Here is a 13,638-nt window from a genome sequence, read left to right as displayed (position 1 = left end):
AGGTCTCTCCTTCGTTGCGTGCGGTGGTGGACCGCCTGGGCGCGGGACGGGCCGCTGGGTGGGGCGCCACGGTCAGCACCGCCCCTCGAACTCGGCGGCGATGGCCTGGCGCCACCGCTCGTAGGCGGGCGTGCCGCCGTCCTGCCCGCTGGGCAGGGTCACGTCGGTCACCTTCGACGCCTCGGCGGTGGACATGCCGCAGAACACCTGCGTGGCGACCTCGTTGTGCGGGACGACCAGACCGGCGCGTACCCGGGCCCCGGCCGCGAAGGCGCTGCCCTGGGCGAGGTCCACCCGGTAGTCGCCGGCCCGGTCGCGGAACCGGTGCAGGTCCGCCTCGGTGGCTCCCCCGGCGTAGGTGGCGGCGAGGCCCGCCCCGGCGTACAGGTCGGCCCGCCGGTGCGCGGGGAACGCGGCGAAGATCTCCGTCACCCGGTCCACGTCGGTGCCGCCGACGAACCAGGTGGCCCGCCCGATGCCCTGGTCGATGACCCGGTCGGCGTACTCGCGCGGGCCCTCGGCCGGCCACGGGAACCGCGGGTGGCGGTACTGCCCGTACACGTACCGGTCGGTGTGGAAGTACGCCTGGTGGAAGCCGTAGCCGTCGAGCACCAGCCACCGCAGGAGCGGGTCCGGGGCGTACAACTGGCCCCAGCGGATCCGGGGCAACCGGGCCATCGCCCAGCCCACGCCGACGTACGCCATGTAGACGTGCGCGTCGCCCCGGCCGGCGAGCAGACCCGCCACGTGCCGGGGGCGGCCCGGCCGCAGCGCGTCCCGGACGGCGAAGCCCATCGCGGCGCCCTCGTACGCGAAACCACGAAAACGCGTCGGCACCGTTTCCAGGCGGCGTTCGGCCGCCTCGGTCGTCGGCGCCTCGGCGGCGTATCCGTAACCGGCGAGGAATGAGGCGCCGACGGTTTCGAGCAGCGCCTTCGATTCCTCGTTCTTCACGTGGAATCCGCGCACGTCCATTTTCGTCTCGGAGATATTTGGCGTCAGGATTCTGCGCCGCAGATCACGCAGGCTCTGCATGGCACGTTCCCCCAAAGGGTCGGTGTTTCCGTTTACCGGGGATGGACATCCATTTCGATGATGGCAAGCGCGGGAAGGATTGATTTCTTCAACCTTGCGCACTCGTCGCAACTAGGCGGAACATTCACGTGCACCGTCGGCACGCGGCGGCACGGCGACCGTCCGGGGGACGACGCGGGCGGTTCTCAGCGACCGTGGTTGATGCCGGCCGGCTCGAAGTGCGCGCGGACGTTGCGCCGCCACACCTCGTACGCGGGCACCGGCCCGGCCGGCTCCGCGCGGACCGCCACGTCGTCGGCGAGCGCCGCGGCGGCGGCCACGGACCGGCCGCCGAGCGCGTGCATCGCCGCCTCGCTGTGCGCCGGCACGTGCCCGGCGTGGCTGCGGGCCTTGGCGGCGAAGACCGCGCCCTGGGCCAGGTCCGGCGCGCACGGGCCGGCGTCGGCGCGCAGCGCGGCGAGCGCCTCGGCGTCGGCGCCGCCGGCGAAGGTGGCGGCGAGCCCCACCCCGCTCCACAGGTCGCCGTGCCGGTCGGCGGCGAAGGCCCGCACGGCCCCGGCCACGTCGGCGGTGCGGGCGCCGTGGATGAACCACAGCGCCCGGCCGAGGCCCTGGTCCGTGGCCCGGAGGAAGTAGTCCCCGTGGCCCTGCCACGGGTACGCCGCCAGCCGCTCCTGCCGGGTCACCCAGCGGTCGAGGTGGAAGTAGGCGCGGTCGAACCCGTAGCCGTCCACGGCCAGCCAGGTCATCGTCGGGTGGTACGGGGAGCCGGTGAGGTCCGGCACGACGTGCCGCCAGAGGGGCCGCGGCAGGCGTGCCATCGCGAAGCCGATGCCGATGTAGGCGAGGAAGAGGTGCGGCGCGCCGGGGCCCCGCAGCAGGTCCCGGGTGCGGGTGCCGCGCCTTGGCCCCATCACGTCGAGGATGGTGCAGGCCATCGTGGCGCCCTCGTAGGCGAAGCCGAGCAGTTCCCGGTCGACGAGCGCGAGCCGGCGTTCCAGCTCCCACGGGTCGCGGGTGTCGATGCCCCACTCGAATCCGCAGACGACCGACTGCGGAACCGCCTCCAGCCGGCGGGTGACCTCCGTGGCGGGGCCGGGGAAGCCCCGACGCGCGAAGGTCACCTCCGCGAGCGTCGGTGCCATCAGCAGTCGACGCATGGAGCCCAGTACCGTCGGCATGGCAGATCCCCCTGTCGTTACGACGACGCCGGCCCCGGCCGGCGGGTGACTTCATCGTCACGCCGCGCCGGCCGGGGCCGCGTCTTCTGCTGTGCGCTCATCCGCCGCGACGGGCGGGGCCGCGCGGTGGGCGGGTCACGGGCCGGTGACGGGCCCCCTTCCCCGCTGCGGACGGAGGAACATCAGCAGCAGGGCCACCGCGACGAGGCCCAGGTCGAGCAGGAGGAGCACGCCGTTGATGCCGTCGATCCGGGCGTGGTCGTGGCTGGCGTTCGCGGCCTCGTCCCCGATCGGCGCGGCGACGGGCCCGGCCGGAACGGCGCCGGGGGTCACCGTGAAGCCGGCCAGGCCGGCGACCTGTCGGCCGTCGGGCAACAGGGCCCGGTAGGCCACGCGGTACGCGCCCGGCCCGGCGTCGCGTACCCGCACGGCCAGGCGGCCGTCGCGGACGGCCGCCTTCCCGATCGAGACGACCGCCCCGGTCGGTCCGGTGACGGCCAGGTGCACGTTCTCGGCCGACTCGGCGCCGCCGAGCGTGAGCGTCACCTCGGCGGGCGCGACCCCGACGACCGACCCGTCGCCCGGGTTCAGCATGAACCTCCGGCTCTCGGCCGGAGTGCCGAAGGCCAGCAGCGCCACGATCGACAGCACGATGCCGACCGCGACGGCGATGGCCGCCCGCTGCACCGCCCCGACGGACGTGGGCGGTGCCGGCGGACGGGCGCCGTCCACGGTGGTCATGACGGCTGGGCCGCGACCTCGGGCTGCCGGCAGCTGCACGACATCAGCTCCGCCTCCGCCGGGGAGGGCCGCAGGTGCAGGTACATCGCGATCACCATCGGCACGAAGACGACCGTGTTGTAGAACAGGTGCAGCTCGACCCGGGGGATCACGACCTGGAGCAGGCTGGTGGGCACGGGGCTGTCGAACAGGTGCCGGCCGGTCTGCGCCTGCAACAGCAGCAGCAGGTGCTCGATGTGGTGCCAGAACTGGATCGCCAGGGCGGCGGTCCACCAGCTCCGGCTGCGCCCGACGAAGCCGGGGCGCAGCATCCACAGCCCGACGAGCATCACGATGGCGTAGCCGTAGTGCAGCCACTCCGAGCTGACCAGCCACGGGAACGGCATGCCGAGCACCCCGCGGGCCTCGGGCCGCGACCAGCCCAGGCCCCAGATCTGGTACGCCTGCACCAGGTGCTCGGCCCAGTGCGCCAGCACGATGACGAGAAAGGCGTTCAGGGCCGCCCGGTGGTGCGCGCCGTTGAGTGTCGCCCAACGCCCGGAAGCTCCGGGCAGGGTCGCCTGGTAGCTGGTCACGTTTCCTCCTTGGAAGGGTCACGGGCGCGAGAGACACCACGCCCCTCACCCAGCGTGTCGGCTCCGACACGCCGTCACGTCTCCAATGTTGCCCAGTTGAAGTCGGGAATCCGTCAGACCGGCTCGGGCGAGCCGGCGGGGGCGTACCAGGTGCCCACCCGGCGGGCCGCCGCGAAGCTGGCCCAGGCCACCGCGTCGACCAGGGCCGCGTCACCCGGCTGGTGGCGGCGGAACTCCGTGACCACCTCCTCGTCGACCTGGTAGGAGGCGAACACGGTCAGCAGGGCCAGGCGGCCGGCGGCCCGCTCCGCCTCGGGCAGCGGCGCGATCAGCCGCTCGCACCACTGTCGACTCAGGCCGGTCTCCTCCCCCCGCCAGGCGTCGAGGCGTTCCGCGACCAGCTCCCGGACCGCCGGCGGGACGGCCCGCTCGCCGGCCGCCTCGAACGCGGCGTAGGCACGGGCCATCGCCCCGGCCACGTGCGGGCTGCCCGCCGCCCAGGCGGCCTCCGCCGGCAGCGGCGCCGGCGGCAGCAGCTCCACCGAGCGGCCCGGCTCGCGGGCGTCGCGCAGCGTTCCCTGCAACACCCAGCCGATGCCCCGCTTCAGGCGCCGGCGCGCCCGCGGCGTCAGCCCCGGCGGGAGCAGGAAGTTGGAGAGGAACACGTTGACCACGCGGGCGATGTAGTGGAAGCCCACCACCACGCCGACCAGCTCCGGGCGGTCCCGCTCCGGAAACGGCAGGACCGGCCGCGAGGTCTGCGGCTGGTGTGCCGTACGGCCCCACTCCGCCGCCACGCGGATGCGCCGGTCGGCGATCTCGGTGAGCCGGTCGGCCACGATCGCCTCCGCGTCGTGCTCCGTGGAGAGTTCGTAGAGCCCGACGCTGTGCATGTCCACGCAGTACGGGCAGATGTTCGCCACGGACACCGCGGCGGCCACCGCCTCCTTGGTCGCCCGGTCCACGTTCTCCGTCGGCAGCAGCGGCTCCCGCATCACCATCCAGTACGCCGCCAGCACCTCCGGCGACGGGGAGTGCAGCTGCGCCGGCGGCACCACCAGCTGCATCTCCTGCGCGACCTGCCGGTAGACGGCGTCCACCAGGCCCCGCGCGGACCCCTGCGGCACCGGCGTGACGTAGTTGACCTGGCGCTGGACCACCGACGAGGCCACCCGACGAGCGATCATGATCTGCCTCCTGTTCTGCGCCGCCCCGCCGGACGGTCACGACGACGGCTCCCACGACTGCGGCAATGCCAGTATTGGGAGTCCGGGGGCGCGGGCAACGCCATCGACGCCGGTTGAGCACCCTGGGAGAAGGAGGGCCCGGCGGCGCCCGCCCATGATGGGCGACGACCCAGTCCCCCACCCGCGGGAGTCGCGATGCTGGTCCTGGTAACCGGTGGCACCGGATTCATCGGCTCCCACTCGACGGCGGCCCTCCTCGACGCCGGGCACCGGGTCCGGCTGCTCGTGCGCGACCCGGCCCGCGCCCGGCGGGTGCTGGCGGCGCTGGGCGCCGACGCCGGGCGCGTGGAGCTGGTCACCGGCGACGTCACCGACCCCGCCGACGTGGCCCGGGCCGCCGACGGCTGTGCCGCCGCGCTGCACGCCGCCGGCGTGTACAGCTTCGACTCGCGGGACCGGGCGCGGATGCGGGCGGTCAACCTCCGCGGCACCGAGGTGGTGCTCGGGGCGGCGCGGGCGGCGGGCCTCGACCCGATCGTGCACGTCTCCACCTTCGGCGCGCTGCTGCCGGCCACGGGGTCGCCGCTGACCGTCGACTCCCCGGTGGGCGCGCCCCGGGAGGCGTACCTGAGCAGCAAGGCCGCCGCCGAGCACGTGGCGCGCCGGCACCAGGACGACGGGGCACCGGTGGTCATCACCTATCCGCTGGCCTCGCTCGGGCCCGACGACCCGCACCTGGGCGACCAGACCACCCGGGTACGCAACGTGCTGCGCGGGTTGATGCCGCTGTGGCCGACTGGCGGCTTCCCCGTCGGGGACGTGCGGGACGTGGCCCGGCTGCACGCGGCGGTGCTCGAACCGGGGCGCGGCCCCCGCCGCTTCCCGGCCCCCGGCCGGTACGTCACGACGCGGGAGTTCGTCGACGCGCTGCGCCGGGTCACCGGGCGGGCCCTGCCCACCCTCCGGCTGCCGGCCCCGGCCCTGCTGCCGATGGGCCACCTGGTCAGCGCGGCGCAGCGGCTCTCGCCCGTGCACCTGCCCGCCGAGCACGGCGCCATCTACCTGTGCGCCACGGCCCGCCCGATGGACGGCACGCCCACCGAGGAGCTGCTCGGGTCGGCGAGCCGGTCGCTGGACGAGACCCTGACCGACACCGTGCGCTGGCTGCACCGGACCGGGCGGCTGAGCCGCCGGCAGGCCGGGCGCGCCGCGCTCCCGGCGACCGCCCCGCCGCGCCGCGCCACCGAACCGGCCTGACCCCCGCCCCGACCCGGCCGGACTGCGCTCCGCGCGCGCCGCCCGCCCGCGCGGACCACGCCGCCGCAACGCGCCGGCCTGGGCACACCGCACCGGCTCCCAGATCGTGCCGCTCGCGAGAACGGGACGCGCTGCGAGGACAGGGCGCGCTGCGAGGACAGGGCACGTGGCCGGGCACCGGGCCCGGCCCCACCGTTCGCCGCGGCCGGGCCGCGGTGTCCGCCGCCCGGGACGGCCCGCCGTGTCCGCCGCGCGGAGCGGCACCTTCCGTCCGCGTGGATCGGGGCGCGGAAATTGCGCTCCCGCCGCCGTACGCAGATTCCACGCCAATCCTCCCGACCGTCGGGACAGCGGCCTCAGCAAAACAGAAGATGCGTCCCACCTGCGTCGGTAGCCACGATGATGCAGAACTTCGCGCACCGTCCACGCCGCACGGAAAGCATTTCCGGGCGACCACCAATTCATCCCTTGCATCCGTCGCCCTAGCGGGCGGTGGTCAAGGCTGCCCGAAAACGCCCTGGCGGGACCGGTAACCGACGCGCCCGCCCCAGAAGGAGGTAGCCGCCGTGCAACCGGAAACACCCGAGGAGCAGCAGGCACGCGTGCTGACGCTGGAAGCGTTCGCCGACACCATCATCCCCGGGGCGAAGCGGTCCGCCGACGACCGGGCGATCGCCGGCGTCTCGACCGACGGCGGCGCCGTCGAGTGCGGGGCGCTGGCCCTGATGGAGGACCCGGCCGGCGGGTTGTCGCTGATGCTGGGGACGCTCAGTGAGGCCCTCAACGCGCACGCGACCGGGTACGCCGAGGCGAACGGCCTGACCCTCGACCCGGCGGTGCCGCCCTTCGTCGCGCTCGCGTTCGACCACCGCACCGCGCTGCTGAGCCACCTGCTCGCCCCGGACAACCCGGAGAAGGAGATGTGGGTGGGGCTCGCCCTGTTCAGCAACATGGCCTACGACAGCGCCGCCCACATGAACACGCTCGACGCGCTCGCCGCCGGGCATCCGGGGCTGCTGGCGATTCGCATCACCCAGCCCGACGACGACGGGCTGTGGCGGTTCCCCGAGTACTCGTACGGACGCCCGCTGTCGCGACTGCACCCACACACCACCCCCACAGGGAGCCCGGCATGACCAGTAGCGCAAGCACCGACGTCGTGGTGATCGGCAGCGGCTTCGGCGGCGCGATCCCGGCCTACCACCTGGCCGCGGGCGGGGCGCGGGTGGTGGTCCTGGAGCGCGGACCGTGGCTGTCCAGCGAGGAGTTCGACCACGACTTCAAGCTCGGCTCGTCGTACACCCGGATCTTCGACTTCACCGTCGGCGACGGGATGAGCGTGCTCGGCGGCAACTGCGTCGGCGGCGGCAGCGTCGTCTACTTCGCCACCATGCCGCGCGCGCCGCAGTTCGTCTTCGAGCGGCAGGGCAGCATCGGCCGCCGGATGTGGCCGGCGGCCATCACCCGCGCCACGCTCGACCCGTGGTACGACCGGGTCTGCGAGTCGCTGCCGGTGACGATGCAGAGCTGGGACAAGGTGCCGTACGCCGGCGGCCTCTTCGCGGCGGCCTGCGCGCACGCCGGGCGCACGGCCAACCCGGTGCCGTCGGCCGTGGACGTCGACAAGTGCACCAACTGCAACTGGATGATGGCCGGGTGCCGCTTCGACGCGAAGCGCTCCCTGCTGCTCAACTACCTGCCGGCCGCCCTGGCGCACGGCGCCGAGATCCGGCCGTTGCACGAGGTGCAGCACCTCTCCCGCACCGAGGACGGCGGGTACCGGGTGCACTACCGCATCGTCGACGCGGAGGACTACCGGATCCTGCACGACAGCGGGACGATCGACGCCAAGATCGTCATCGTGGCGGCCGGGGCCGGGGCCACCCCGGTGATCCTGCAACGCTCGGAGCCCACGCTGGGCACGATGCCCCCCGCCGTCGGCCGGTACTTCTCCGGCAACGGCGAGCGGCTCAACACGGCCGTCTTCGACGACGACCGGGTCCGGGAGGTGCTCGGGCTCAGCCGCCCCAACGGAAAGGGCTACGACGCCAACCAGATCGGCCGCGGGCCGACGGTGGCGACCTGGGACCGGCTCGACCCCGACCTGCCCGAGTACGAGCGGTACTCGCTGGAGCAGCTCTTCTTCCCGTTGGGGCTGGGCACGATCCTCGCCCAGGTGCCCGACGCGCAGGGCCCGAGCTGGTTCGGCCTGGAGAAGAAGGAGATGCTGCGCCGCTGGCAGTCGTGGCTGACGCTGTTCACGATGTCGGAGGACGACAACGAGGGCGTCTTCGGGCCGCCGCCGGCGACCGGCAACGCCGACCGCATCTCCCAGCAGATGCTCGGCCGGGGCCCGTTGCGTTACCGGCCCACCGCCAACACGCTGCGGGGCTGGGCCGCCGCCGACGCGGACGCCCGGGACATCCTGGAGCGCGACGGGCTGGCCCGGGTGATGCCGTGGACCAACGACGTGGTCGGCGCGTACACGGTGCACCCGCTGTCGTCCTGCCGGATCGGCGACGACCCGGCGACGTCGGCCCTCGACGACCGGCACGAGCTGCGGCAGCACCCCGGCATCTTCGTCACCGACGGCTCGGCGGTGCCGGGCGCGCTCACCGTCAACCCGGCCCTCACCATCGCCGCGCTGGCCGAACGCGCCGTGCCCGGCATCGTCCGCGCGGCGCAGCAGCGGGGCATCGACGTCACCTACCACGGCTCGCTGCCCGACGGCACGGTCACCGCGGTGCCCCAGGTCGTGCCCAGCTAGGACCACGACGGGCCGGGGGCGCGCCCCGCCCCCGGCCCCGGCCCGCCCGACCAGGAAGGAAACCGATGGGCAGGCGACTGGCTCGGGTGACGAGCCGCACCATGCTGACCCACGTCCGGCACGTGACGCCGGTCGCCCCGGAGGCCGCCGACGGGCCCGTCGCGCGGGTCTACCGGCAGATGGCCGACGACTTCGGCGTCCTCGCGCCCCCGGTGCTGCTGCACTCCCCCGCCCCCGACGTGCTGCGGGCCTGCTGGCTGATGCTGCGCGAGACGCTGCTCGCCGAAGGGCTGGTGGGCCGCGAGGCCAAGGAGGTGGTCGCCGCCGCCGTCTCCGAGAGCAACCGGTGCCCGTACTGCGTGGAGGTGCACGGCGCCACGGCGGCCGGACTGCTGGGCGACCCGGGCGGGTGGCTGGGCGCCGGGGTCGGCGGGATCGGCGACCCCCGGCTGCGGGCCCTGGCCGAGTGGGCCCGGCACAGCGGGGACGCCAGCGCGGCGCGCCGCCGTCCCCCACCGTTCCCCGCCGCGCACGGGCCGGAACTGATCGGCGTGGCGGTGGCCTTCCACTACCTGAACCGGATGGTGAGCGTCTTCCTCCAGGACTCCCCGTTGCCGCCGGCGCCGGCCGGGATCCGCGCCGGGGTCCGGCGGACCGCCGCCCGCATCATGGGGGCGCTGGCGCGCGCCGGACGGCCACCCGGCCGGTCCCTGGAGCTGCTGCCGCCCGCGCCGCCGGAGGCCGACCTGGCCTGGGCCGTCGGCCAGCCGCACGTGGCCGCCGCCTTCGCCCGGGCCGGCCAGGCGGTCCACCACGCCGGTCAGGCCGCCCTGCCGGAGCACGTCCGGCGGCGGATCCTGGCCTGCCTGGCCGGCCCGCCGCCCCCGGAGCCGGGCGGCGGCCGGTGGTTCGACGCCGCCGTCGCCGAACTCGCGCCGGCCGAGCGACCCGTCGCCCGGCTGGCGCTGCTGACCGCGCTCGCGCCGTACCGGGTGACCGACGCCGACGTCGCCGCCTGCCGCGACGGCGGCGCCGACGACGCCGCGCTGGTCACGGTCACGGCCTGGGCGAGCCTCGCCACGGCCCGCCGGATCGGCGCGACCCTGTACGAGGACGGCCTGCGGCCCGCCCCGCTCGGCGTGCCCGACGCCGACGACGAGCAGGAGGCGTCGCGTGCGGAGCAACCGTGACCCGGAGCGGGGCGCCGAGGCGGTGACGACGCCGCGACCGGTCAACCCGTGGGCGGCCCTGCTGGTGCTGTGCCTCGGCAACTTCCTCATCCTGCTCGACACGAGCATCGTCAACACCGCCGTGCCGGACATGATGCGGTCCCTGGACACCGGGATCGACAGCATGCTCTGGGTGCTGAACGGTTACCTGCTGGCGCTGGCGTCGCTGCTGATCGTCGCCGGGCGCCTCGGCGACCTGTTCGGCCCGCGTACCGTCTTCATGGCCGGCATGGCGGTGTTCGCGGTGGCCTCCGTGCTCTGCGGGGCGGCCCAGTCCCCGGGGCAGCTCATCGCCGCGCGGGTGGTGCAGGGCGTGGGCGCCGCGGCGCTGCTGCCGCAGGCGCTGGTCCTCATCTCCGGCATCTTCCCGGCCGCGCGGCGGGGCGCCGCCTTCGGGATCTTCACCGCCGTCGCGGGCGTGGCCGCCGTCAGCGGCCCCACCCTCGGCGGTCTCGTGATCACCCGGCTCGGCTGGGAGTGGATCTTCTACCTGAACGTGCCGCTCAGCGTGGCGGGCGTCGCCCTCGCCTGGTGGCTCGTCCCCGACCTGCGCACCCGCCGGCCGCGCCACCTCGACGTGGTCGGCGTGCTCCTGGCCACCGCCGCGCTGGTGGGCCTCATGTACGCCCTCATCGAGGGCGAACGGCACGACTGGGGCACGGTACGCGGGCCCGTGAGCATCCCGGCGATCCTGGCCGTCGCGGCGCTGTGCGGAGTGGTCTTCGCGCTGCGCCAGCGCCAGCAGCGGGAGCCGCTCGTCCCGCCCGGGCTGTTCCGCCTCGGCAACTTCGGCCCGGCGACCCTGATCACGCTCGTCAGCTCCTTCGGGCTGTACGGCTTCCTGCTGGTCTTCGTGATCGAGACGCAGGCGCTGCTCGGCATGAGCCCGCTGGAGTCGGGCCTCGCCGCGCTGCCCTGGACGGTGGTGCTCAGCGCCGTCGCGCCGGTCGCCGGGCGGCTCACCGACCGGCTCGGCGGCCGGCGTCTGCTCGCGGGCGGGCTCACCGTGTACGCGCTCGGCGTGCTGGGCATGGCGCTGCTGGTCACGCCGCACTCCACGGCCGGCACCTTCGTCCTGCCGCTGGTCGCCGTCGGCATCGGCATGGGGGCGTCCATCGCGCCGACCACCACCGAGGCGATGCGCCACGTCCCCGCCCAACTGGCCGGCGCCGCCGCGGGCGTGCTCAACACCGCACGGCAGGTCGGCGGCGCGCTCGGCGCGGCCGTCGTCGGCGCCGTCCTGCAACACCGGCTCGCCGACACCCTGCCCGAGGCCGCCCGCGCGGGGGCGGCGCAGCTGCCTCCCGAGGCCCGGGCGGACTTCCTGCACGGCTTCGGCGGGGCCGCCGGGGAAGGCGTCAAGCTGGGTGCCGGCCAGGCCGGCGGGTTCGTCATGCCGCCCGGAACCCCGCCGGAGCTCGCCGACCGGTACCGCGACGTGGCCGCCGGCGCGTTCGCCGACGCGTTCCTGCCCGCCGTCCGGCCGGCCCTGGGGGTGGTGGTGGGCGTCCTGCTGCTCGGCGGGCTGTTCGCGCTCCGGCTACGCGGGCGCCCGGCCGGCCACGAGGCGGAGCCGCCGGTCGACGGCACGCCGCCGCCCGACGGCGGCCCGGGCCGCGAGGCCCCGGAGACGGTCGGACCGGGACGTGGCCGCCCGTCGCGCTCCGCACAGTGGGAGAAGACACCCACCACGCCACCCGCCGATGATTGATGCGCCGGCACCGACCCGATCGGCCGGCTCCCCCGTCAACCGCCGGCCGTACGGCGCCGGCGACGTGCGCCACCGCACCGGTCGAGGTCACCCCCCGCGACGAAGCCCGGGGCCCGCATCGTCCGTCCGGGTCGGGGCGGCACCGCATCGAGAGGATGAGCGCGTGGCAGAACAGGACGTGTTCGCCGCCCTGGAGGCCGAGGGCGACGACGTCGACCGCATGGTCGCCGAGCTGGACGACGCCGGGTGGCGGACCCCCACCCCCGCCGAGGGCTGGACGGTCGCGCACCAGATCGCCCACCTGACCGCCACCTTCCGGATGGCCGGCCTGGCCGCCGCCGACCCGGACGGCTTCAAGGCCCTCATGTCGCGCATGAGCGGCGACTTCGACGCGAACGTGAACGCGGCGATGGCTCCGTACCTGGCCGAGGCGCCCGCGGCGCTGCTGGCGCGGTGGCGCGAGGAGCGGACCCTCGCCGAGAAGGCCCTCGCCGCCGTCCCGGCGGGACAGCCGGTGCCCTGGCTCGTCCGGCCGCTGCCGGCGCCGGTGCTCGCCGCGGCGGGCATGATGGAGCTGTTCGGGCACGGCCAGGACATCGCCGACGCCCTCGGCGTACGCCGCCGCCGCACCGACCGGCTCCGGCCGCTCGTCGAGTTCGCGGTCCGCACCTGGGACTTCGGCTACCTGGCACGGGGGCTGGAGGTGCCGAGCAGCACGTTCCGCTTCGTCATCACCGCCCCGTCGGGCGCAATCTGGTACTTCGGGCCGCCGGACGCCGAGCAGATCGTCAACGGCACCGCCGAGGACTTCTGCCTGCTGGTGACCCGGCGTCGGCACCGCGACGACCTGTCGCTGAAAGCCATCGGCGCCGAGGCCCACCACTGGCTGGACATCGCCCAGGCGTACCGGGGCCCGGCCGGCCCGGGGCGGCGGCCGGGACAGTTCGCCACCACCTGACGTCCCGTGCGCCCCGGCCGGACCGCCGGGGCGCACGGGCCACCCCGCGACCACGGCCGAGCGCCGTGGTCGCTTCCGTGTGCGCGGCCCCGCCATCGCGTACCGCCTGCGGCCGACCGGGGTCGGCACCAGGGCCCGGCGCGGCGCGACGGCGGACCAGGACCAGGGCCCCGGCCACGGCGCCGCGAGCACGCCAACGGCGGACCTCGTCCGGGGAGCCGACGAAGAGCGGCCGGGCCGCCGGACGAACGACGAACCGCCGCCGGCGGGCCGGCGGCGGACGCGGTGGGTCCGGACGGTGAGGTTCCGGGGCGGGTGCCGGAGGAGCCGGTCGCGGGGTACGACGCGACCCGGGCCCGGGAGCGGGACGCGGCCGGCCGGAGCCGGTCGTCGCCTCCCGCGCCCGGGCCCGGGTCGACGGGGTGGGCCGGGTCAGCCCTTGACCGGGCTCGACTGGTAGGACAGGACCCGCCAGTCGTCGTCGACGCGGACGGTGACGAAGACGATGCGGCTGCTCCGCTCCGGGGCGACCTCGGTCTCGCCGGCCAGCAGGATGCCGCCCTCGGCGACGATCAGGGCGGAGTCCCGGTGCAGCATGCTGATCTCGACGGGCTCGAAGGTCATCCGGGCCCCCTTGTACGGGCCGGCGAACGTGTCGGTCAGCCAGGCGCGGATCTCATCCCGGCTCTTCAGCTGTTCGTCGCCCATCAGCATGCTGCCGTTGTCGGTGAACATCTCGGCGATGGCGTCGGCGTCGTTGGCGTCCCAGTTGGCCCGCACGCGCAGCGGCGCGGTGAAGGCGTGGCCCTCCTCCCCGTTGCTGTACGCCCCGTAGTGCTTCGCCCACTGCTTGGACTGCTCGACGAGCGACGCTGCCTTGTTGGTCATGGTGTGCTCCTCTGCCGGGTGTCGGATGTGAGTGGTCGCCGGCGCTCCGGTCGCGTCGGCGCGGGTACCGCTGGTGGTCGCCGCCTCGGGCCACGGCCGGTCGCGTCGC

At 75.1% G+C, this 13,638-nt stretch carries 12 protein-coding genes; 6 read left to right on the top strand and 6 right to left on the bottom strand.

Annotation, left to right across the window (positions count from 1 at the left end):
- Positions 1–72: 72 nt before the first annotated feature.
- From ACLQ20_RS28520 to ACLQ20_RS28500, 5 genes are all read right to left on the bottom strand, one after another.
- Positions 73–1,035 (bottom strand): DUF1702 family protein, encoded by a 963-nt coding sequence (locus ACLQ20_RS28520; protein ID WP_151453272.1) that lies wholly within the window; start codon positions 1,033–1,035, stop codon positions 73–75.
- Between the two features lie 185 nt (positions 1,036–1,220).
- On the bottom strand, positions 1,221–2,216 hold the full coding sequence (locus ACLQ20_RS28515) for a DUF1702 family protein (RefSeq protein WP_358122073.1): 996 nt from the start codon (positions 2,214–2,216) through the stop codon (positions 1,221–1,223).
- A gap of 135 nt (positions 2,217–2,351) precedes the next feature.
- A complete protein-coding gene (locus tag ACLQ20_RS28510; RefSeq protein ID WP_151453274.1) occupies positions 2,352–2,957 on the bottom strand; it encodes a copper resistance CopC family protein in 606 nt (201 codons plus the stop codon).
- The gene (locus ACLQ20_RS28505; protein ID WP_225852009.1) at positions 2,954–3,532 is read right to left on the bottom strand and encodes a hypothetical protein; all 579 of its coding nucleotides are present in this window, start codon (positions 3,530–3,532) and stop codon (positions 2,954–2,956) included. The genes ACLQ20_RS28510 and ACLQ20_RS28505 overlap by 4 nt, the downstream gene beginning before the upstream one ends.
- 113 nt (positions 3,533–3,645) lie before the next feature.
- Complete coding sequence (locus ACLQ20_RS28500) at positions 3,646–4,719, bottom strand: carboxymuconolactone decarboxylase family protein (RefSeq protein WP_358122070.1); 1,074 nt, start codon at positions 4,717–4,719, stop codon at positions 3,646–3,648.
- Between the two features lie 195 nt (positions 4,720–4,914).
- Between ACLQ20_RS28500 and ACLQ20_RS28495 the strand changes: the two genes are divergently transcribed.
- The 6 genes from ACLQ20_RS28495 (at position 4,915) to ACLQ20_RS28470 (ending at position 12,641) form a co-directional block, all read left to right on the top strand.
- A complete protein-coding gene (locus tag ACLQ20_RS28495) occupies positions 4,915–5,976 on the top strand; it encodes an SDR family NAD(P)-dependent oxidoreductase (protein WP_358122068.1) in 1,062 nt (353 codons plus the stop codon).
- Positions 5,977–6,542: 566 nt separating this feature from the next.
- Complete coding sequence (locus ACLQ20_RS28490) at positions 6,543–7,112, top strand: DUF5987 family protein (protein ID WP_425858127.1); 570 nt, start codon at positions 6,543–6,545, stop codon at positions 7,110–7,112.
- Complete coding sequence (locus ACLQ20_RS28485; protein ID WP_132238204.1) at positions 7,109–8,743, top strand: FAD-dependent oxidoreductase; 1,635 nt, start codon at positions 7,109–7,111, stop codon at positions 8,741–8,743. The genes ACLQ20_RS28490 and ACLQ20_RS28485 overlap by 4 nt, the downstream gene beginning before the upstream one ends.
- Positions 8,744–8,844: 101 nt before the next feature.
- Positions 8,845–9,933 (top strand): hypothetical protein, encoded by a 1,089-nt coding sequence (locus ACLQ20_RS28480; RefSeq protein WP_358122124.1) that lies wholly within the window; start codon positions 8,845–8,847, stop codon positions 9,931–9,933.
- Positions 9,917–11,683, top strand: coding sequence for an MFS transporter (locus ACLQ20_RS28475; RefSeq protein WP_425858126.1), 1,767 nt, complete (start codon positions 9,917–9,919; stop codon positions 11,681–11,683). Before ACLQ20_RS28480 ends, ACLQ20_RS28475 begins: the two co-directional genes overlap by 17 nt.
- Positions 11,684–11,846: 163 nt before the next feature.
- On the top strand, positions 11,847–12,641 hold the full coding sequence (locus tag ACLQ20_RS28470) for a TIGR03084 family metal-binding protein (RefSeq protein WP_425858125.1): 795 nt from the start codon (positions 11,847–11,849) through the stop codon (positions 12,639–12,641).
- A gap of 432 nt (positions 12,642–13,073) precedes the next feature.
- Here the strand turns inward: ACLQ20_RS28470 and ACLQ20_RS28465 are convergent, their stop codons facing one another.
- Entirely contained in the window at positions 13,074–13,529 is a 456-nt protein-coding gene (locus ACLQ20_RS28465; RefSeq protein WP_151456140.1) for an SgcJ/EcaC family oxidoreductase, read from the bottom strand.
- Between the last annotated feature and the right edge of the window lie 109 nt (positions 13,530–13,638).

It is taken from the genome of Micromonospora sp. DT46, from assembly GCF_049841735.1.
Classification (GTDB): Bacteria; Actinomycetota; Actinomycetes; order Mycobacteriales; family Micromonosporaceae; genus Micromonospora; species Micromonospora reichwaldensis.
Note: the sequence above shows the minus strand (reverse complement) of the source record. Positions and strands in the feature narration are given on the sequence as shown.

Bases quoted from the DNA above. Each gene is read 5' to 3' on its own strand.
- ACLQ20_RS28485 (WP_132238204.1), top strand. From the start codon at position 7,109: ATGACCAGTAGCGCAAGCACCGACGTCGTGGTGATCGGCAGCGGCTTC.
- ACLQ20_RS28465 (WP_151456140.1), bottom strand. From the start codon at position 13,529: ATGACCAACAAGGCAGCGTCGCTCGTCGAGCAGTCCAAGCAGTGGGCG.
- ACLQ20_RS28510 (WP_151453274.1), bottom strand. From the start codon at position 2,957: ATGACCACCGTGGACGGCGCCCGTCCGCCGGCACCGCCCACGTCCGTC.
- ACLQ20_RS28515 (WP_358122073.1), bottom strand. From the start codon at position 2,216: ATGCCGACGGTACTGGGCTCCATGCGTCGACTGCTGATGGCACCGACG.
- ACLQ20_RS28480 (WP_358122124.1), top strand. From the start codon at position 8,845: ATGCTGACCCACGTCCGGCACGTGACGCCGGTCGCCCCGGAGGCCGCC.
- ACLQ20_RS28520 (WP_151453272.1), bottom strand. From the start codon at position 1,035: ATGCAGAGCCTGCGTGATCTGCGGCGCAGAATCCTGACGCCAAATATC.
- ACLQ20_RS28495 (WP_358122068.1), top strand. From the start codon at position 4,915: ATGCTGGTCCTGGTAACCGGTGGCACCGGATTCATCGGCTCCCACTCG.
- ACLQ20_RS28500 (WP_358122070.1), bottom strand. From the start codon at position 4,719: ATGATCGCTCGTCGGGTGGCCTCGTCGGTGGTCCAGCGCCAGGTCAAC.